Annotated in this window: 17 protein-coding genes; 14 read left to right on the top strand and 3 right to left on the bottom strand. The window is 42.4% G+C overall.

Annotation, left to right across the window (positions count from 1 at the left end; translation table 11 throughout):
* Window positions 1–10: 10 nt before the first annotated feature.
* The 6 genes from IMPJCBKJ_RS01830 (at window position 11) to IMPJCBKJ_RS01805 (ending at window position 5,293) form a co-directional block, all read left to right on the top strand.
* Entirely contained in the window at window positions 11–931 is a 921-nt protein-coding gene (locus IMPJCBKJ_RS01830) for an EamA family transporter (RefSeq protein ID WP_235372728.1), read from the top strand.
* Between the two features lies 1 nt (window position 932).
* Window positions 933–1,346, top strand: a complete 414-nt coding sequence (locus IMPJCBKJ_RS01825) for an Rrf2 family transcriptional regulator (RefSeq protein ID WP_166338433.1) — start codon at window positions 933–935, stop codon at window positions 1,344–1,346.
* A gap of 387 nt (window positions 1,347–1,733) precedes the next feature.
* Window positions 1,734–2,648 (top strand): alpha/beta hydrolase, encoded by a 915-nt coding sequence (locus IMPJCBKJ_RS01820; RefSeq protein WP_054553534.1) that lies wholly within the window; start codon window positions 1,734–1,736, stop codon window positions 2,646–2,648.
* A gap of 59 nt (window positions 2,649–2,707) precedes the next feature.
* Complete coding sequence (locus IMPJCBKJ_RS01815) at window positions 2,708–3,643, top strand: alpha/beta hydrolase (RefSeq protein WP_166338431.1); 936 nt, start codon at window positions 2,708–2,710, stop codon at window positions 3,641–3,643.
* Between the two features lie 108 nt (window positions 3,644–3,751).
* Window positions 3,752–4,372: a flavodoxin gene (locus IMPJCBKJ_RS01810; protein ID WP_166338429.1), complete on the top strand. Its 621-nt coding sequence runs from the start codon at window positions 3,752–3,754 to the stop codon at window positions 4,370–4,372.
* A 15-nt stretch (window positions 4,373–4,387) separates the two neighbouring features.
* Window positions 4,388–5,293, top strand: a complete 906-nt coding sequence (locus IMPJCBKJ_RS01805; RefSeq protein WP_166338427.1) for an AraC family transcriptional regulator — start codon at window positions 4,388–4,390, stop codon at window positions 5,291–5,293.
* 38 nt (window positions 5,294–5,331) lie between these two features.
* Here the strand turns inward: IMPJCBKJ_RS01805 and yegQ are convergent, their stop codons facing one another.
* The 3 genes from yegQ to IMPJCBKJ_RS01790 all read right to left on the bottom strand — a co-directional run bounded on the left by yegQ (window position 5,332) and on the right by IMPJCBKJ_RS01790 (window position 10,371).
* Window positions 5,332–6,717, bottom strand: coding sequence for a tRNA 5-hydroxyuridine modification protein YegQ (gene yegQ / locus IMPJCBKJ_RS01800; RefSeq protein WP_166338425.1), 1,386 nt, complete (start codon window positions 6,715–6,717; stop codon window positions 5,332–5,334).
* Window positions 6,718–7,129: 412 nt separating this feature from the next.
* Window positions 7,130–9,763 carry a hypothetical protein gene (locus IMPJCBKJ_RS01795; RefSeq protein WP_166338423.1) on the bottom strand — a complete coding sequence of 878 codons (2,634 nt, stop codon included), beginning with the start codon at window positions 9,761–9,763 and terminating at the stop codon, window positions 7,130–7,132.
* The gene (locus tag IMPJCBKJ_RS01790; protein ID WP_166338421.1) at window positions 9,763–10,371 is read right to left on the bottom strand and encodes a hypothetical protein; all 609 of its coding nucleotides are present in this window, start codon (window positions 10,369–10,371) and stop codon (window positions 9,763–9,765) included. Before IMPJCBKJ_RS01790 ends, IMPJCBKJ_RS01795 begins: the two co-directional genes overlap by 1 nt.
* Window positions 10,372–11,259: 888 nt before the next feature.
* On the opposite strand from IMPJCBKJ_RS01790, the gene ndk reads away from it, so the two are divergent.
* The 8 genes from ndk to bamB all read left to right on the top strand — a co-directional run bounded on the left by ndk (window position 11,260) and on the right by bamB (window position 20,127).
* Complete coding sequence (gene ndk / locus IMPJCBKJ_RS01785; protein WP_036972405.1) at window positions 11,260–11,691, top strand: nucleoside-diphosphate kinase; 432 nt, start codon at window positions 11,260–11,262, stop codon at window positions 11,689–11,691.
* Between the two features lie 170 nt (window positions 11,692–11,861).
* Window positions 11,862–12,992: a bifunctional tRNA (adenosine(37)-C2)-methyltransferase TrmG/ribosomal RNA large subunit methyltransferase RlmN gene (locus IMPJCBKJ_RS01780; protein WP_166338419.1), complete on the top strand. Its 1,131-nt coding sequence runs from the start codon at window positions 11,862–11,864 to the stop codon at window positions 12,990–12,992.
* 114 nt (window positions 12,993–13,106) lie between these two features.
* Window positions 13,107–14,882: a type IV pilus biogenesis/stability protein PilW gene (gene pilW / locus IMPJCBKJ_RS01775; RefSeq protein ID WP_166338417.1), complete on the top strand. Its 1,776-nt coding sequence runs from the start codon at window positions 13,107–13,109 to the stop codon at window positions 14,880–14,882.
* On the top strand, window positions 14,879–15,763 hold the full coding sequence (locus IMPJCBKJ_RS01770) for a RodZ domain-containing protein (RefSeq protein WP_166338415.1): 885 nt from the start codon (window positions 14,879–14,881) through the stop codon (window positions 15,761–15,763). The genes pilW and IMPJCBKJ_RS01770 overlap by 4 nt, the downstream gene beginning before the upstream one ends.
* Before the next feature lie 5 nt (window positions 15,764–15,768).
* On the top strand, window positions 15,769–16,887 hold the full coding sequence (ispG, locus tag IMPJCBKJ_RS01765) for a flavodoxin-dependent (E)-4-hydroxy-3-methylbut-2-enyl-diphosphate synthase (protein WP_054553525.1): 1,119 nt from the start codon (window positions 15,769–15,771) through the stop codon (window positions 16,885–16,887).
* A 132-nt stretch (window positions 16,888–17,019) separates the two neighbouring features.
* The gene (hisS, locus tag IMPJCBKJ_RS01760) at window positions 17,020–18,294 is read left to right on the top strand and encodes a histidine--tRNA ligase (RefSeq protein WP_058584526.1); all 1,275 of its coding nucleotides are present in this window, start codon (window positions 17,020–17,022) and stop codon (window positions 18,292–18,294) included.
* A 24-nt stretch (window positions 18,295–18,318) separates the two neighbouring features.
* Window positions 18,319–18,939 carry a tetratricopeptide repeat protein gene (locus tag IMPJCBKJ_RS01755; RefSeq protein WP_166338413.1) on the top strand — a complete coding sequence of 207 codons (621 nt, stop codon included), beginning with the start codon at window positions 18,319–18,321 and terminating at the stop codon, window positions 18,937–18,939.
* Between the two features lie 9 nt (window positions 18,940–18,948).
* A complete protein-coding gene (gene bamB / locus IMPJCBKJ_RS01750; RefSeq protein ID WP_166338411.1) occupies window positions 18,949–20,127 on the top strand; it encodes an outer membrane protein assembly factor BamB in 1,179 nt (392 codons plus the stop codon).
* The last annotated feature ends 71 nt before the right edge of the window (window positions 20,128–20,198 follow it).

The raw sequence follows: 20,198 nt of genomic DNA, 5'->3' as shown, positions 1-20,198 counted from the left end.
CGAATCATCAATGAACCATACCATCGCGACCATGGCCGTTTTAGTTGCCAGTGTGTTTTGGGGCACAACAGGCACAGCCGCAAGCTTTGCACCAGACATTAGCCCTTTTGCAATAGGTGCGTTTGCGATGGGATTTGGCGGCGTATTACTTTGCCTAACCTCACTAACTCAGCTAATAAACAATGCCAGTACTCTGCGTAAGCACTACCGCCTAACCCTACTTGGCTCAGCTTGTGTAGCTATTTATCCGCTGGCATTTTATACCTCGATGAATAGCGCTGGTGTGGCAATAGGCACCGTTGTTTCGATTGCCAGCGCCCCTTTATTTACCGTCTTATTGGAATACTTAATTGAGAAAAAGCCCATTACAACTCGCTGGCTAGTCAGCTTTTGCTTTGGTGCGATTGGCATTGGCTTAATTGCGTTAGGTAAAGAGCATAACCTTGCCGCTACGGGGCTGTTTAGCCAAAACATCGGCATTTTACTTGGCTTAATTGCAGGGCTTACCTATGCGGGCTATTCATGGGTTGCCAAACGCTTAATTAGCAACGGCGTTCATTCAAGAGCGACCATGGCAAGCTTATTTAGCGGCGCTGCATGTGTACTCTTGCCTTCGTTATTGATCACTGGAGATACGCTTTTTGCCACCGTTACCAATACCAGCGTGGCGCTTTACATGGCCATTGTGCCGATGTTTTTAGGTTATTGGCTATTTAGTATTGGCTTAAAAACCATCGCGGCTAGCCAAGCCGTGCTCATTACTTTACTTGAGCCGATTATCGCCACCGTACTGGCTATTGTGATTTTAAATGAGCAATTTCAGCAAATTGGCTGGCTTGGAATTAGTTTAGTGAGCGTTAGTTTGGTAATTCAAACGGTCAATATTAAGCAGTTCGTGATACACTGCAAAAAACGCATATTGACGATTTAAGATGAGAAAAGACAGCCGATTATCACGGGTTTTGCATGTGCTGATCCATTTAGACAGTTACAGCCACCCTATTACATCAGAGACATTAGCAAACATGTTAATGACCAACCCTGTGGTCGTGCGCCGTACAATGGCGTTACTGCGCCAAGCAGGTTATGTGTCGGCAATCAAAGGCCACAATGGCGGCTGGCTACTGGCCACTCCCTTAACAGACATCACTTTATTTGATATTCACCAAGCGCTTGGCGAAAAGAACCTGTTTGTAATTGGTCTAACCGATGAGCACAGCAACTGCCCAATCGAATATGCAGTTAACAGCGCCCTGCAAAACGCAATGGACGATGCAGAAGCCCTGTTATTAAAACGTTTTGCTGAAGTGTCGCTTGCAGAGCTTGCCAGTCAATTTAAAAAATAAGCGTCGTTACACTGCCTATTAATTGGCTTACGGCAATAAAAATAGGCAATCACAGCCTAATTAAGAGCCTTATACTTATAAAGCAAGCGGTATTTCGATTTTAGAAATAAAATCCCATCACTGCCATCATCTAGAGCAAGCACTCTAAACACCCTACAAACCCGACCATTTAAAGCAATTAAGTAAATTCCCAATCTATCCTGGTCATTTTCCGATTGCCTGCCATAGTGCTTTTTCGGCATTTTAGACAAACACCCTGTCATTTTAGGCAAACATTCGTTTCAGCCCACTCCTATACTTAATCTCAATCAAGGACGCAAAGCAAACAGCTCTGCAATCGAGAATAGTCTCTGTCCTTACTTATTAACCCAAAGAGGATTTACGCTCATGAACAAAGTTACTTTTCCAAACACGAACGGTTTAGATATTACTATAGCGGGCTTATTAAATTTACCTGCTGATTTTGATGAAACAAAAACATACCCAGCCGTTGTCGTATCGCACCCAGGTGGTGGTGTTAAAGAGCAAACAGCAGGGACTTACGCACGTAAACTAGCTGAGCAAGGTTTTGTCGCTATTGCATACGATGCATCTTACCAAGGTGAAAGCACAGGCGAGCCACGCCAACTTGAAAACCCACATGTTCGTACCGAGGATGTGAGTGCAGTAATCGATTACTTAACGACCTTACCTTATGTAGACAATGATCGCATTGGCGCAATGGGGATCTGTGCGGGTGCAGGTTACACCGCAAATGCTGCAATTAACGACCGCCGTATTAAAGCCGTTGGCACAGTCAGCATGGTAAATATTGGCCAAATGTTCCGTAATGGCTGGGATAACAATGTAAAAGACAGCGACGCTATCCCATATATCCAAGCTGGCTCTGATTCTCGCACATCGGATGCAAGTGGTAACGAGATTGCAACTATCCCAATGGCACCACTTAAAGAAGAAGATGCACCAAACGAAGAACTTCGCCAAGCGTGGGAATACTACCACACAGACCGCGCAGCTTATTGCACTGCACCGGGCTTTGCGACTGCACGCAGCTTAAATCAAATCATCACTTATGATGCATTCTTTAAAGCTGAAGCATTTTTAACGCAACCATTACTGACCGTCGTCGGCAGCAATGCGGGCAGCAAGTGGATGAGCGATGACCTAATGGCGCGCGCAGCATCAAGCAGCAAAAACATGTACATCGTTGAAGGTGCAAACCACATGGACCTATACGATGGCGAAAGTGAAATCACTGAAGCAATCAGCGTATTAGCTCCTTTCTTTACAAGCAACCTGTAATTATTGATCTGTATGAGCCCGAACAGGGCTCATACCTAAACGGTATTTAGGATAAAAACATGAACATTCAAACAGTTAGTATTCAAAACCACGATATGGCTTGGGCTATCTCAGCACTTGTTTTAACGCCTGCTAATTTTGATGAGTCAAAAACCTACCCAACCATGATCAGTGTTCACCCATTTGGTAGCTGTAAAGAACAGACCTCAAGTAGTGTTTATGGTAAAGCACTTGCTGAAGCAGGTTATGTGGTTATTGCCTTCGATGCCAGCTACCAAGGTCAATCTGGCGGTACACCTCGTTTTATTGAAAACCCATCACAACGCGTTGAAGATATTAGCCATGTTATTGATTATGCCGTGACACTGCCTTATGTCGATAACGAGCGCATTGGTAGCATTGGGGTATGTGGTGGGGGGGCTTATGTATTTAACTCTGCACTGACTGAAAAACGCGTAAAAGCCGTGGTCGGCATTACGCCGGTTAATTTAGGTCGTCTATTTAGAGAAGCATTCACCGAGTTTAACCCGCTTGGCGCACTTGAAGCGATGGCGGCACAACGAACTGCTGAAGCACTTGGTGGTGATTTACAAGTTAACGAATTACTCCCACCAAGCATTGAGTTTGCCCGCGACAATGGCCTGACTGAACGTGATGTTTTCGAAGCGACTGATTACTACAAAACACCGCGTGGTCAAAGTGAAGGTGGCGCAACACGTATGTTATTTTCTCATGCACAAAAAACCCTCACGTGGGATGCTTTCGCGTTTGCCGAAACATTAATGACTCAACCTATGATGGCTGTAATTGGTCAAAAAGTAGGGGCATTTGGTGCATACCGTGACGGTAAAGAAATTTACGGAAAATCATTTTCATCAAAAGACCGACAACTCGTTGAACTAGAAGATTGGTCGCACTATGACCTGTACGATAAGCCTGAGCCAGTTGCGCTAGCGATGCAGCAGATACTGCCTTTTTTAACCAAGCATTTATAAAAAGGCACTTGTAAGCTGAGCATGCATAAAGCAAAGAAGTTAGGCCTCATGCTTGGCCTAACTTACTTTTGTTGTTGATTTGAATTTGCGATTTTAGGAGTTAACACAATGATTAAATGGCTATTTATAATACTCGCAGTGGTCGTATTAGGGCTTTTATCTGTTGCCATTTGGGTCACACAAACAGAAAAATCACAGCATGCTAAAAACAGCTTACGTCTACAAAATGCTGAGCCGAAAATCACGCTTGATGCCAAAACAGCCGTCGTGGTTTTTTCTCGCTCTGGTAATACTGGGGTTTTAGCAGATCACATAGCACAAAAGCATAACGCGGAGCTGTTTGAGATAACAGCGACAGATTACGAGTTAGGTATTCCTGGTTGGATAGCCGCTCTTAATGATGCCAGAAGCAAGGTAGCAACAATTACCCCGAGTAATATTAACCTTGAAGAGTATCACACCATTTATTTAGGCTCGCCTATTTGGCTTTATAGCCCTGCCCCACCGATATGGCAGTTTGCAAAAAATAATGACTTTTCAGGTAAAAATGTGATTTTATTTAATACCTTTAATAGTAAGTTCGAACAGCATTTTATTGATGATTTTGAAAAGCTGGTTCGGGCAAATGGCGCAAAAACGTTTTCTCACAGGTACGTGAATCGTGGCCGTATGGGCTCTCAAATTAGTAGCCAAGATATGCTCAATAAATTTGACAGCCAAGATAACTAACCGTGAGTTTTAAACATGATAGACACCAACCATCAAGAGATTGCTAAACCACTCGCGCAAAAGATTATGTTATTCGCTAATAAAGCGGGTGATATTACCTCTCATACGCCAGAGCTCACATTGCACATTCGTAACGCACCAACCGACCCCTTGCATTGTATTTACACATTAAGCCTTGCAGTGGTGCTACAAGGTGCAAAAATGCTTTCAGTCGAAAACAGTGTACTGCCCTGCTCTGGTGGGCAAACCATGTTAACAACTTTCGACTTACCTGTGGTATCCCATGTGACCGAAGCAACACGCCACCAGCCATTTGTTGCCATGGTGCTAAAGCTTGATTACAACTTAATTTTGCAAACGGCCGCAGAACTTAAGCTGCCAAAACAATCACGCAACGAAACGTTTGCGCCGATTTCTATTCATAATATCGATGCAGGACTCACTGATGCACTCACTCGGTTATTTGAGCTTGAATATAACCCTGCACTTCGCGACGGCTTACAGCCATTACTCATGAAAGAAATTGTTATTCGCCTTTTACAGGGACCTCACGGGCCTCACCTTAGAAAACTGGCATCAGAGGGGTCACCAAGTAGTCATATTGTCAGAGTTGTGAGCTGGCTTAAAACCAACTTTATGCGCCCAGTACAAATTGAAGAGTTAGCAAAACAAGCGCATATGAGCTCATCAACATTTCGCCAGCACTTTAAAACCATTACTGGCACCAGCCCATTGCAGTATTTAAAAACCTTACGCCTGCAAGAGGCTCGCGATCAAATGCTGATCAATGGTCTTGATGCTGGTCAAGCAAGTGGTGTGGTCGGTTACGAAAGCCCTTCGCAATTTAGTCGCGAGTACAGCCGTTTATTTGGCCTGCCTCCGCAAAAAGATATGCAAAGGTTAAGGCAACAACAGTTATAAGAGATAAATGCGCTAAGTATGACTTAGCGCACCTTCTATTAAGCTTTATTAAATGGGTTACGGGTATCTTGGTCGGCATCGAGATTCCGCATCAAAATTGCGTGCTCTAAATCGATATCTTCTGGTAGAGGGATTTTAACAATATGGCCCGAACCTTTTGCATCGCTAATGGCTTCGCCTTTTTTGTTTTCCATAAAGTCTAGCTTGAAGTTAATATTCCCTTTTGGTGTCATTAATTCTAATGAATGACCAGTACAGAACTTATTCTTCACATCAATTTCAACTAAGCCATTATCGTTGCGGCCTAATACTTCACCCACAAACTGCTGTTTATCTGACACCGAATGACCGTATTCATAGTTTTGATAGTCTTGATGTGCGTGGCGCTTTAAAAATCCTTCGGTATAACCACGGTGCGCTAAGTTTTCGAGGGTTTTAAATAAGTTTGCGTCAAATGGACGACCAGCAACGGCATCATCAATGGCTTTACGATACACTTGCGCAGTACGTGCAACATAGTAGAAAGACTTAGTGCGGCCTTCAATTTTTAAACTATGCACGCCCATTTTCGTTAGTTGATCAACATATTGAACTGCACGTAAATCTTTTGAGTTCATTATGTAAGTACCATGCTCGTCTTCAAAAGCAGGCATATACTCACCAGGACGGCCCTGCTCTTCAAGCATAAATACTTCGTTACTTGGGACACCATCTCCTAGAGTTGGGATCACCGCTTTAGGGTCGATTTTATGTACCATTTCGCCGGTTTCATTTTCGGTGCCTGGTTTCACATCGTAGTTCCAACGACATGCATTAGTGCACGTTCCTTGGTTTGGATCGCGTTTATTAATATAACCCGATAACAAACAACGGCCAGAATATGCCATGCAAAGTGCACCGTGAACAAACACTTCAAGTTCTGTATTTGGACATAGTTCACGAATTTCAGCGATTTCTTCAAGCGACAATTCGCGCGATAAAATGACTCGTTCAATACCCTGCTGAGCCCAAAAGTTCACTGTGGCATAGTTTACCGCATTGGCCTGCACAGATAAGTGAATAGGCATATCTGGCCATTTTTCACGCACTAGCATAATTAGGCCTGGATCAGACATGATCAGCGCATCTGGCTGCATTTCAATGACTGGCTCAATGTCGCGTAAATACGATTTTACCTTGGCATTGTGAGGAGCAATGTTCGACACTACATACAATTTTTTATTTTGCGCATGGGCTTCGTTAATACCGATTTGCAGGTTATCTAGGTCAAACTCATTGTTACGAACACGAAGGCTATAACGAGGTTGGCCAGCGTAAACGGCATCTGCACCATAGGCAAAGGCATAACGCATATTCTTTAAACTACCCGCAGGTGATAACAACTCAGGCGTAAAAGGACGAGGGGTCAAAATAGGTGACGACATGAAAGCTCCACACATCGAACCGAGTACAAGTCGGTTGCATGAATTAATACGATAATGAAGCGCGGCAGTATAATAACCTGCCCATTAATTTTATTGATCTAGATCATGCTTGATAGAAACTTAGCAAACCAGCTGTGAGCCTATAAAAAGAAAAAGGTGACCAATCCTATGGCCACCTTTTTTGATCAAACTCAATTAACTATCCAGGGTAATTGGTTTGGAATTGCTAATAATATCACTTAACCATCACTTTCTATTAGGTAATTTTGCTATATGAAGAAAGCAAAACTTTCAATACAAGCTGTTAGTATATTTGTAACTTATTAAAATTTATCACATATTTATGACACTGATATGAAAAAGGCCCATAAAATATTTATGAGCCTTTGGCATCTAATACAGTAATTAAAGGCTATGTATCTAAGTGTGCACAGCGGCCAAACTTGGCACCAGCTTTAACAGCTTTAACCACTTGCTTAGGAAAACTAAGCTCACGATCTTGCCCTTTATCACACACAAAGGCCTTATTTGCATCAACCTCAATGGTTAATGGTGTAGGCAAACCTACAACCCCGGCCATCATTTCAGAACCATCGCTGCTTACGCCAAAAATACCATTAGTCATCAAGTTAGTTGCTTCTACAACACCTTGTTTAGTGAAGAACTCTTCCCCAGTCATCCATCCTAATCCGTCAATATAAATCGTTGCCCCTGCAGGCATACCATTAATTAACACACGACCAGTTATGACCGACAAATCATCATTCGCATCCAAAACCATATTTAGTGGTAAGCCTGCGGTTTGAACGATATCTTCGTGGGTTTGATTAAATGGTGATGCGCATAAATTATTATTAAAGTAAAAATACGGTACATCCTCACACCAGCGTAAACCACCTAACAAGGTTACTTCATCTGTTACGGTATTCCACACTTTAACGCCTTCACCGAAGGCACTACGACCAAACCCCCTTTGTGTACCAAAGGCGACAAGCTCACCATCAACTGAGATCACCGATGAATTTAACGCTCCAAACTCTTTGTAAGTATCACGTAATTTTCCATCCACCCAAGCGAGCTGTGAGTTATTATTATTACCAGATCCTGTCACAGTGCGGCCATTACCAGATACACGATCGGCACGTACCCACGCTTCAGTTCGTTCACCATTGATCAAAGCTTGTACTGTTCCATAACTACTAGGAATGAACTCTATACCATCTGTTAATAAAGTTGCCTTTCCTGTTTTTGTATTCCATACAGTGGGCACGCCATACGAACTGGCTCCTTCACCAACAGCACACTCATCCCCGCCAGCATTAGGTTTTCGAGAGTTACCAACTACCTTGTGGCCCAGATCATCCATATCCCAAATAGAGTGCGAGCTTACGCCTTGCTGGCCACCTAAAGAGCAGGTGTTATTGGTTGGATCTTCAAGTTCAATTAATTTATTTGAGCGAATATCCCAAACAGCACCTTGGCCTACACCATCATTATCAAGATCTGCAATCACAGCCGCTTTGGTTGCATTTTTGTTCATTGCCGCGTTGGTGGCAGACAAAACCGCGTAACCCTCTGGCGTCGTTAATGTCTCAAAAGTATTATGATTGCTATCATAAACAAACGGCGTGCCTCCCTGCGTTGTACCAAACGCCCTTTTACCATTTTTTGCATGATCACTTACCCATGCAGAAACTAAAGGCGTATATTGAATGCCATCATTATAGCCATTGAAATACATAGCGACTTCTTTAGTTTCACCTCCTGCAACGACGATAGGTGTCATGTTGCAAGCATCATCCAGTGCTGGAGAACTGCTTTCGCCTTCATTCCAATATTCATTCACGGAAATAATATCGGTAGGTGTCGTTGGGTAGCCGCCAGCTCTAATTGGGTCCATGTAAAGTGCGTAACGCCCACCAGGCGTCAAACCATTAATTGTAAAAGAACCGTCTGGGCCAATACGACCTTGAGTTAAATTACCACTTTGTTGAGTGATCACATCGTACAAAGGATTATCAAGATTACGTGCAACCATATTCATACCTGAATATTCAACGCCTTCTTTTGTAAATAGCTTTCCTTTTATAGTTCCATACTCACTGAGATAACTTGCGCTTGGGTATAAATCAGAGATATTTACAATGTCATCTCGAACATTAACTGTTCCCTGCTCTTGTCCTTCAATGCTGCGAACATTAATAAAAGGAAACATAGTTTCAATACTATCAGTCGGTGCTTGACCACGACTGGTGTAAGCTGTTGTTCCCGTACAGCCTGCAACACCATCGTGCATTTGATACCATGGCGTTGCAATATAGGTAAAATGACCATTTGCTTGAGAGTGAGACATATTCATCGCGTGGCCAAACTCATGGGTGAACACACCTTGTACCATCTTCCCTTCTGTATCATTAATATCGATATACCAACCATTCATTAAAGCCGTTGCTTCAGTAATTTCACCGGTTTCTTCATCAGCCCATTCAGGAAAAGCAATACCTAGTACTTGGTCGCGTGGAATACCAAAATAATTTTCTAAGATAGCACCATCAGTGTCGTAGTTAACCCAAAAACCATAACCGTTTTCTGCATTATAAATCTGGTCTACATTCGATGCATTGACATCGCGGATCCCTGTTTGACTTTCTATCGTACCCGCCACAGACATTGTTAGGGTCGATGTTTCAACATTTGACCACTGCGCAACAGCCTCTGCTGTTACGGCATTAGCTTGTGCAATTGTCAAAAAAGTATAATCACGCTCTAACGCTACATTTTTGGGCAACACAGTGCCATCAGGCAATGTGATATCGACATTAAAGATTGTTCCTTTCTCTAAAACAGTAAATGACTGAACATCTTTCCCATTCTTATCTTTAATTAGTTGCCCCCCATCAGTCCAAACTGGAATGTCACCTTTTGAGGTATCCCATTTATAAGGTTGCATGGTTTTATCATGAATATATAAAGGCCCACCTGCTAATGCAGTTGTAGAAAGCGATGCCAATGCAATACTTGCAGCAAGTTTCGTAAATCTTATCATTATTTTTCTCCCGCTAATTTGCCAACTAAGTGCATAAATTCATCCACGTTTATGTCTTGAGGGTTAGTCAGCATATTGCGCTCTTCATGCGAAAAATTAGCAGTGTTCATGCCTTCAAATAATCCACTATTCGCAAACTGGTTAAGAACCTTGCCATCACGAACAATAAACTTACCTTGCGCCATGCCAGCCGTTGTTTGAAAACCAGTAATAGATGCAGGTTTATACATAAACGCAATGACACTTTCTCCTTCATGCCATTTTGCAAAGCCATCAGGGGTTACCCCCAGATACACCTTGCCATTACCCATTGAGCGAGGCTTGATTAGGCCAAACTGACGGAAGGTGTAATTTGAATCGTCTTTTAACTTACCTTTAGCATCTGACGAAACCTGAATAGTCACTTCGGTATAGGGACGGTTGTTGTCAAAACCATCGGTTACGCTTACTACCTGCCCGGCAATAATGCTCTGTGAAACAACGGCCATCTCTTGTAAGTTTTGTTGTTTTAGTTTCATAGCATTGGCTGCTGGGCTCAAAGTTAGCATGCTGCCAAGTGCAAAAGCTGACGCGCATGACAACTTAGAAAGTGCACTGCGTAGTTTCATTATTCTCTCCTTTAATTATTCGAATAAAAAATAAGACTTTTTGTTTATAAAAAATCCAATTACTAATATTTTATGATTGAACAAGTTCAAGAATTCACGAAAAACTATGTAGCGTTTTGTACACTTTAATTTAACATTTGGGTTACAGTTTAGTTATTGCTATTTCTCTCAAACAAGATAGGCTAAAGATCCGAATTAAATCATATGCTATTAATTTTCAACAATTTAAAACGCAATAATTTATCATTAGCAATTAGATCAGCCGCATAAAGTGAACAAAAAGTTAACGAAATGAGTTGGTATTCTTACACTTTTTAGATGTATTATGCAGAGGGTAAGTTACTACCAATTAGCTTAGCTAGGTGAGCTAATTGTAAGCGAGTAGAGATTAGGTATGTCAGCAGAGAAGCCCCCGCTGACAATAGCTGATTTATAGCGATTTAAAATAGCTGCACTTCTTCAGTTTCAAGCGCAAAGGTTTTGCCGTTTGCAAAACGAATAGCGATATAAAAAATATGACTACTTCCAACTTCAGGAGCTTGGTTAGGTTTAATTCAATAAATATAGGGGCTGTAATGGGTAATACGCTTGCGAAGTCCTCTACACAGGCATAGTTGCCATCACTGTAATAATCAAAATCATTAACAAACACTTCTGTGATATCACACACGCTATGTATACTCGTAACCACGCTGAGTTCATTGTGGAAACAAGTGCTTAACTGTAAAAGGTGTTCGCATTTTATACTCATTTTGCTGAACATTTTTAGATTCATGAAAATGCCATCAAATGACTATTTAATTAAATTAGGAATTTTCACGTAAAGCGCGTATAATTCGCGCCCGTTAATATTTAACCTTTTAAATTTAAAATTATTGGAGCATAAAGATGGCTTTAGAGCGTACTTTTTCAATCGTAAAACCTGATGCAGTTGCTAAAAACCACATCGGTGCTATCTACAACCGTTTCGAAACTGCGGGTCTTAAAATCGTTGCAGCTAAAATGGTTCACCTTTCAAAAGAAAAAGCTGAAGGTTTCTACGCTGAGCACAGCGAGCGTCCTTTCTTCGGTGCTTTAGTTGAGTTCATGACATCTGGTCCAGTAATGGTTACTGTTCTTGAAGGTGAGAACGCAGTACTTAAAAACCGTGAAATCATGGGTGCTACTAACCCTGCTGAAGCACTAGCTGGTACTTTACGTGCTGACTACGCAGACAGCATCGACGAAAATGCTGTTCACGGTTCTGACGCTGTTGAATCAGCTGCACGTGAAATCGCATACTTCTTCGCTGACGAAGAAATCTGCCCACGTACTCGTTAATTTCGAGTTCACAGCTAAGTCTGTGATGCAGAAGAAAAAGGGCTTTCGGGCCCTTTTTTAGTCATTAGCTAAGCCTATTGTTAATCTGTTTAGCTAATGACTAAGTCGATTAAATAATGTACAATCGCGCACCCAAACTACTTACCACCGTCACTGATTGAGGTTGTTTCATGACCACTGAAAAAAAGATTAATTTATTAGATTTAAACCGAGATGCAATGCGTGAGCTTTTTGTATCATTCGGTGAAAAGCCATTCCGTGGCGATCAGGTGATGAAATGGATTTATCATTTTGGCGTAGACAATTTTGACGACATGACAAACGTCAACAAAAAGCTAAAAGAAAAACTAAAAGCTGAATGTGAAATTGTTGCTCCTGAGATCTCAGTTAAACAAGTAGCGACTGATGGCACTATTAAATACGCCCTGATGCTACAAGGTGGCCAAGAAGTAGAAGCTGTTTGGATCCCAGAAAAAGACCGCGCAACTTTATGTGTTTCATCACAGGTAGGTTGTGCCCTTGAATGTACCTTCTGCTCTACGGCTCAACAAGGCTTTAACCGTAACTTAGCGGTGTCTGAGATCATCGGCCAAGTTTGGCGTGTCGCGAAAGATATTGGTTTAGACGACGACAGCACTAAACGCCCTGTAACTAACGTTGTAATGATGGGTATGGGTGAGCCATTACTTAACCTTAAAAACGTCGTACCAGCAATGGAACTTATGATGGACGATTGGGGTTTTGGTTTATCAAAACGTCGCGTTACATTAAGTACCTCAGGTGTGGTTCCTGCGCTTGATCTATTAAAAGAGAAGATTGACGTAGCATTGGCTATTTCACTGCATGCGCCAAACAATGAGCTGCGAGATGTACTAGTACCAATTAATAAAAAGTACCCAATTGAAGAGTTTTTAGCCGCATGTCGTCGATATATCGATGGTTCTAAAGCAAACAAAGATGTGACTATCGAATACGTTATGCTACAAGGTGTGAACGACAGTACCGATCAAGCCCACGAATTGGTTAAAACACTTAAAGGTACACCTTCAAAAGTGAACCTGATCCCGTTTAATCCATTCCCGGGTAATGAATATGGCCGTTCGAGTAACAGCCGTATCGACCGCTTCTCTAAAGTATTACAAGCAGCAGGTATTACCTGTATCGTTCGCCGTACTCGTGGTGATGATATTGATGCAGCTTGTGGTCAATTAGTGGGTGATGTCGTTGACCGTACTAAACGTTTAGCGAAAAAGAAAATGCGCGAAGATAACGCAATTGCGGTAAACATTCACCAAGCATAAGCGTAACTTTTGAAGTTAAGCCTTTGTGGCAAACTCGTTATTTTTAAAATAATAGATGCAACACAAAGGCTTTTCGGTAAGATAGGCATACGGAATCAAAGAAGAGATTAGGTAATGCGTTCTATACTTGCCATTACTGTTAGTGCATTTGCATTAACAGGGTGTGTTACAGAAAACAGCTACGAAGGTAGCGACAGACCCGTTGTTGAAAAACAAGTTAACAATACCGGTGCTGCCCGTACCCGTATCGCCCTTGCGTTACAGTACTTAAAAACAGGCAATAACTCACAAGCAAAATATAATTTAGAACGCGCTGCAGATTTTGCCCCTGACCTCCCTGAAGTTCATTACTCTTTAGCTTATTACTATCAACAGGTTGATGAACCAGAACTTGCCGATAAAGCCTATCAGCGCGCATTAAAAATTGCCCCTAATGATCCAAATACCTTAAACAATTATGGTGTATTTTTGTGTGGCATTGGTGAGTATGACCGCGCTGCAGAAGAGCTTCTTAAAGCGATTTCAATTCCTAGCTATATCCGTGTAGCTGAAAGTTACGAAAACTTAGCTTTATGTGCGATTGAATTTGATGACTTCGAAAATGCGGAAAAATACCTAAAATCAGCACTTAATCACAGCTCGCAGCGCCCTTCTTCAATGATAAGCTTGGCTGGTTTGTATTACGCAAAAAGCGATCTACATAAAGCTGAAGATATTATTGAAAAATATGAATCAACAGGCCGCGTAACACCTCGTGCACTTATGCTCAGCTATCTTATCCAGCAACGTATGGGACACATAGAAAAAGCCGAAGCAACTGCAGGTATCATTTTACAAACTTACCCCGGCTCAAACGAAGCTAAAGCCATTACTTCTGGGCAGGTTAAACGTTCAGAGTTTGAAATATTACGAGAAAAATATCGTCAAGCTCAACTCGAAGAGCTCCAGATTTCAAGCGATAACTCATCGGTTAGCAAAGACCAACCAAAGATCCGAATCGTAAAAAGAAAAGCCCCAACAAAGGCGAATGAAACAGTAATTGTAGATAAGGCAGATGTACAAACTTCTAATGCAAAAGAAGTATATGCTACGAATCAGCAAAAGTCAGAAGTGCCTGCAATTAATGAACAAGAAACTGTCGAATCAACCCAATCTGTTGCAAACATGCCAGCCCTAGTTGTAGAACAAGCAAAGACTCAGCCTGAAGCTTCAGGCTTTAAGACTGAAATAGCATCAACCGCAACTGAGCCTGTCGATACTGAAGCTGTTGTTAATGCGCTTGCGATAAAAACACCAGAGCAAAAGAAAAGTATATCAACACCTAAAGCAGCTAACGATGAAGTCACTATTGTTTCTTTTGGGGCACCCACATCTCCTGAAATTAAGCAACAAACTTCGACTTCTGCAAAAGCTGTCAGCAAAAATGAAAGCACAGTGATATTTTATCAGCCTGAAAAAGATGAAAATGTCTTTGGCGAAGAATCCAACTATGCAGGCCAAACGAGTCAAACCTCGTACTCAGTGACTTCTGAACAAATACAATTACCCATGCTCAACCCACGTGTACCTGCGCTGAATATCCCTTACCATATTATTGAAAATGGTGAAAACCTATTTAGCATTTCAGTGCGATACAATGTTAAACTACAGAAGATTTTGCTGTGGAATGGCTTAAAAGAATCGGATCGCGTACAAAACGGTACTCGCATCTATTTAAATGATCCGAATATTTATCACGACATTAATGCTGGTGATACTTTGTACGACATTGCCACGCAGCATAGCGTATTAATCGATCAATTAATGCGCTGGAACAAATTGAGCCCAGATGTTGCCCTTAAGCCTGGGCATAGACTTTTATTGGTAGATCCAGACTCATACGCACTATGAATGAAGAAAACAATTTAGAACAACCACAAGAAACGCTCGGCCAGGCGCTAAAAAAACGCCGCGAAGAAGCAGGAATGAGCCTTGAGCAGCTTGCTGGTGCATTAAAATTATCAGTTTTACAATTACAACGATTAGAAAACGACGAACATGAATTACTAGGCCCTGCGACCTTCGTAAAAGGGTATATCAGAAGCTATTGTCGTGAGCTAAAAATAGATAGCCAAGCCATGCTTGAATTGTTACCTGAGCATGTTGAACCTGCTAAAAAATCTAATATGCAGAGCTTCTCTCGTCGCACCGAAAAAGAAGCAAACGATAGCCGTTTAATGCTGTTCAGTTATTTTATTTTAGCTGTCATTATAGGCTCATCGGTCGTTTGGTGGTGGCAAAATAGTAATCAAAGTATCGAAGAGCCGGTAACAACGGCGATGCCAAATCAGCTTAAAAGCAATGAGCTAACCGCTAATTTAGCAAACGAAGCGCCAGTTGAAGAAACAGTTCAATTGCCTACAGAAGACAAAGCAGTTATTGAGCCACAAGAAACTGTGCCAACAACTAACAACGAAGCAGCAAATCAGGCTGCATCACAAAGCCAATTAACTGCTCAGCCGCAAACCAAAAAAGCTGATCCTGAGCACAGCGAAGTGGTGATGCACTTCAATGAAGATAGCTGGGTAGAAATTCACGATGGCAACGGCGATCGTATTGCTTTTGGTGTTAAAAAAGCAGGTTACGTTATGACAGTAACCGGCCCACAGCCATTTAGTGTGGTACTCGGCAAACACCAAGTAGTCGATATTACTTTTCAAGGTCAAGCTGTCGATACCTCACATTTTGCCAAAAATCGCTTAGCTAAATTTACTTTACCGTTATCAGAGTAACCGCAATGTTTTCAGAATCTCCTATTAAACGTAGAAAATCGACCCGTATTAACGTAGGTAATGTGCCAATTGGTGATGGTGCACCAATTGCCGTTCAGTCGATGACTAACACCAACACCCTAGATATCGATGCAACGGTTGCACAAATTCAAGCTATTCAAGATGCCGGCGCCGACATTGTGCGTGTGTCTGTACCAACCATGGAAGCAGCTGAAGCATTTAAAAGCATTAAAGAACAAGTCACAATTCCACTAGTAACAGATATTCACTTTGATTACCGTATTGCGTTAAAAGTGGCTCAGTATGGTGCGGATTGTTTGCGTATTAACCCGGGTAACATCGGTAGCGAAGAGCGTATTCGTGCCGTTGTAGACTCAGCCCGTGAGCATAACATCCCTATTCGTATTGGTGTTAATGGCGGTTCATTAGAGCGCGACTTACAAGAAAAATACGGTGAACCAACACCAGAAGCTTTACTTGAATCAGCTATGCGCCATGTTGAGATCTTACAACGTTTAGACTTTGACCAATTTAAAGTATCCGTTAAAGCGTCAGATGTATTTTTAGCGGTCGGTGCATATCGTTTACTTGCGAAAGAAATCGACCAGCCACTGCATTTAGGTATTACCGAAGCTGGCGGTATGCGCTCAGGATCTGTTAAATCGGCTGTTGGTTTAGGTATGCTACTTGCCGAAGGCATTGGTGACACATTACGCGTATCACTTGCTGCCGATCCGGTACAAGAGATCAAAGTGGGTTTTGATATTTTAAAATCATTACGCATTCGCTCACGCGGTATTAACTTTATTGCCTGCCCGAGCTGCTCACGCCAAGAGTTTGATGTGGTAAGCACCATGAACCAACTTGAAGAGCGCCTTGAAGACGTAGTTGAGCCTATGTCAGTGTCGGTGATTGGTTGTGTGGTAAATGGCCCTGGTGAAGCGCTGGTTAGTGATATCGGCCTTGCTGGTGCGAACCGTCGCTCTGGCTTATATATCAATGGTGAGCGTCAAAAAGCACGTATCGATAACGATAACATTGTCGACCAACTTGAAGGCTATGTGCGCGACTTTATCGCTAAAAAAGAGAAAGAAACGCCAATCGACATCAAAATCGTTGAATAATTCGCATATACTCGGCAAACCCTTGGGTTTGCCGTTTACCTTTAGAGCCCAAACGGTATAATAGCGGGTCAATTTTTAGTTTTTCTTGAGGCGCGACTTTTTCAGCGCACGTACAGTATTTAGGATTTATCAGTGGCAAAACAAATTCAGGCAGTTCGTGGTATGAACGATTGTCTGCCAGGCGATACGCAAATTTGGCAGAAAGTAGAAGACATTTTACGTGAAACAGTTTCATCGTTTGGTTATCAAGAAATTCGTTTTCCAATTGTTGAATCAACCGACCTATTCAAACGCTCTATCGGTGAAGTAACCGATATCGTCGAAAAAGAAATGTACACCTTTGCAGACCGTAATGGCGATAACTTAACTCTTCGCCCTGAAGGTACCGCAGTGTGTGTGCGTGCAGGTAATCAAAACGGTTTACTGTATAACCAAGAACAACGTTTATGGTACATGGGCCCGATGTTCCGTCACGAGCGTCCACAAAAAGGCCGTTACCGTCAATTCCACCAATTTGGTTTAGAAACATTCGGCATTGCCACTGCTGATATTGATGCAGAAGTTATTTTGCTGACAGCCCAATTATGGAAAGAGTTTGGTATCAGTGAACACGTTCGTCTTGAGCTTAACTCATTAGGTTCAAATGAAGCGCGTGCAGACTACCGTGATGCACTTGTTGCTTACTTAGAGCAACACGTCGATGTACTTGATGAAGACTCTAAGCGTCGTATGCACACCAACCCTTTACGTGTGTTAGATAGCAAAAACCCTGATGTACAAGCTATTTTAACTGATGCGCCTAAACTATCTGAGCACTTAGACGCTGAATCAAAAGAACATTTTGAAAATTTATGTGAACGTTTAGACGCTGCTGGCGTCGAATACACGGTAAATGAAAAGCTTGTACGTGGCCTTGACTATTATAACCGCACCGTTTTTGAGTGGGTAACCGATAGCCTAGGCGCACAAGGAACCGTTTGTGCCGGTGGTCGTTACGATGGTCTAGTTGAACAACTAGGCGGTAAAGCAACACCAGCGGTAGGTTTTGCAATGGGTCTTGAGCGTTTAGTGTTATTACTTCAAGCACTAGAAAGTGTAGGTGACATCCGCCGTAGTGCTGATGTATATTTGGCAGCCATGGGCGATAAAGCCAGCATTCAAGCGCCTATCATTGCCGCTCAATTACGTAAAGATGTTGCAGGTCTTCGTGTTATGGTGCACGCAGGCGGTGGCAACTTTAAAAAGCAATTAAAACGCGCAGATAAAAGCGATGCTCTTGTAGCGGTTATTATCGGCGAAGATGAATTAGAACAAGGCGTTGTGACTATTAAGTACTTACGTGAGCGTAAAGAACAAGTCACCTTAAAACTAGAAGAAGCGAAAACGCTACTAGCTGAACTTATTTAAGCCCAGCTAGCAACAGAGGTAAGCATGGAAATTTATTCAACAGAAGAACAACAAGAAGAAGCGATCAAACGCTTTTTCCGTGAAAATGGTTTAGCACTTGCAATTGGTATTGTTGCAGGTTTAGGTGGTTTATATGGTTGGAAAGCTTATAACCAAAACCAAATCACCACAGCTGAGAAAGCATCTGACTCTTTCACACAACTTGTTGAAAGCGGTGCCGTGCTAGAAAAAGCGGATATGTTTATTAAAGACAATGGCGAGTCAAGCTACAGCACGCTAACAGCATTTGTTGCGGCAAAAGAAGCCGTTGACAAGAATGACCTTGATGCAGCAAGCGAAAAGCTGAACTGGATCATCACCAACGAGCAAAACCCTGAGCTTAAAGCAACGGCAACAACGCGCCTTGCTCGTGTTCACCTTGCACAAAAGCAATATGAGCAAGCGCTAACAACGCTAAACGCCCAGCTTCCAGCATCATTTGCTGCTGCAGTCGCTGAATTAAAAGGCGATGTTTATGCTGCACAAGGCGACAAAGATCAAGCTCGCAGCCAATACCAAGCTGCTGCTGATAATGGCGGCCTTGAAAACAATCCGTTATTACAAATTAAACTTGATGACTTAGCACAAACTAGCCCAGCGGCGTAAGGGGTTAAGATGAAGAAGTTAACAGCGGCAACACTTGCTCTGTGTATCGCAACCCTGACTGGGTGTTCGTCAAGTGATGACGAAGAAGAACTGGTACTGCCTGAAATTGTTAATCAATTTGAGACAGAAGTGGTTTGGCAAGAATCAATTGGTGATGGTGTTCAGCACTATTTCTCACGCTTAACGCCGGCTATTCATAACGATGTTGTGTATGTAGCAAACCGCGAAGGTGAAGTTGAAGCCCTATCGCTTGAAAATGGCGATACGCTATGGCAAACCGATGTGCGTGAAAACCCTGCCTTTTGGCCTTGGGAAACCACAGAAAGTGCCAAGTTATCGGGTGGTATTTTACAAGCTTACGGCAAAATTTTTGTTGGTTCTGAGCATGGTTACTTAACCGCGCTAGACCGTGAAACAGGTGAAATTGTTTGGCGTAAAACGATGCCTGGCGAAGTACTTGCTAAACCTGCTGCAGGCGACGGCTTAATCTTTGTAAACCTAGGCTCTGGTAAATTATTAGCAGTGCACCCAGATACAGGTGAAGAACGTTGGCGCTTCGAACAAGAAGTACCACCACTGACATTACGTGGTCAAAGTTCACCAACTGTGGCAAACGGCGGTGTATTACTAGGTCTTGAAACAGGTAAACTGAGCGTATTAATTTCAGAAAACGGCTACTCTGCATGGAGTGCTGAAATTGCCTCTCCAAAGGGTGCATCTGAGTTTGAACGTTTAGTTGATGTAGATACACAAGCATTAATTAGCGGCCCATACGCCTATGCAATCGCTTATAATGGTAACTTAGCAGCCGTTGATATTCGTTCAGGTAATGTTGTTTGGAAACGTGAGTACAGCAGCTACCGTGATCTATCGATGGATAGTCAGTCTATCTATGTTGTTGATAGCGATGGTGTTATTTACAGTCTAGATAAAACATCAGGTATTGAGCGCTGGAGCCAACCAGCACTGCGCGGCTGGTACTTAACAGGCCCGACTGTGGCTGGTAAATATTTAGCATTAGGTGACCAAGAAGGTAACCTACACTGGTTAGACAAAGAAACGGGCGAGCTTGTATCGCGCGAAGACTTTGACAGCTCAGGTTTCTTTATTGAGCCTGTTGTTGCCGGTGACAAATTAATTTTATACACCCGAGATGGTGAAGTTAGCGCGGTTAAAATTCCAAACTAACTTACTAATAGTAAACGTTATTTTTCTAAGGCTTCGCTTGGCGAAGCCTTTTGTTGTTTTTTTAAGAGGTA

It is taken from the genome of Pseudoalteromonas sp. MB47 (genome assembly GCF_011319765.1).
GTDB lineage: Bacteria > Pseudomonadota > Gammaproteobacteria > Enterobacterales > Alteromonadaceae > Pseudoalteromonas > Pseudoalteromonas simplex.
This window is presented reverse-complemented; position numbering and strand designations above follow the sequence as displayed.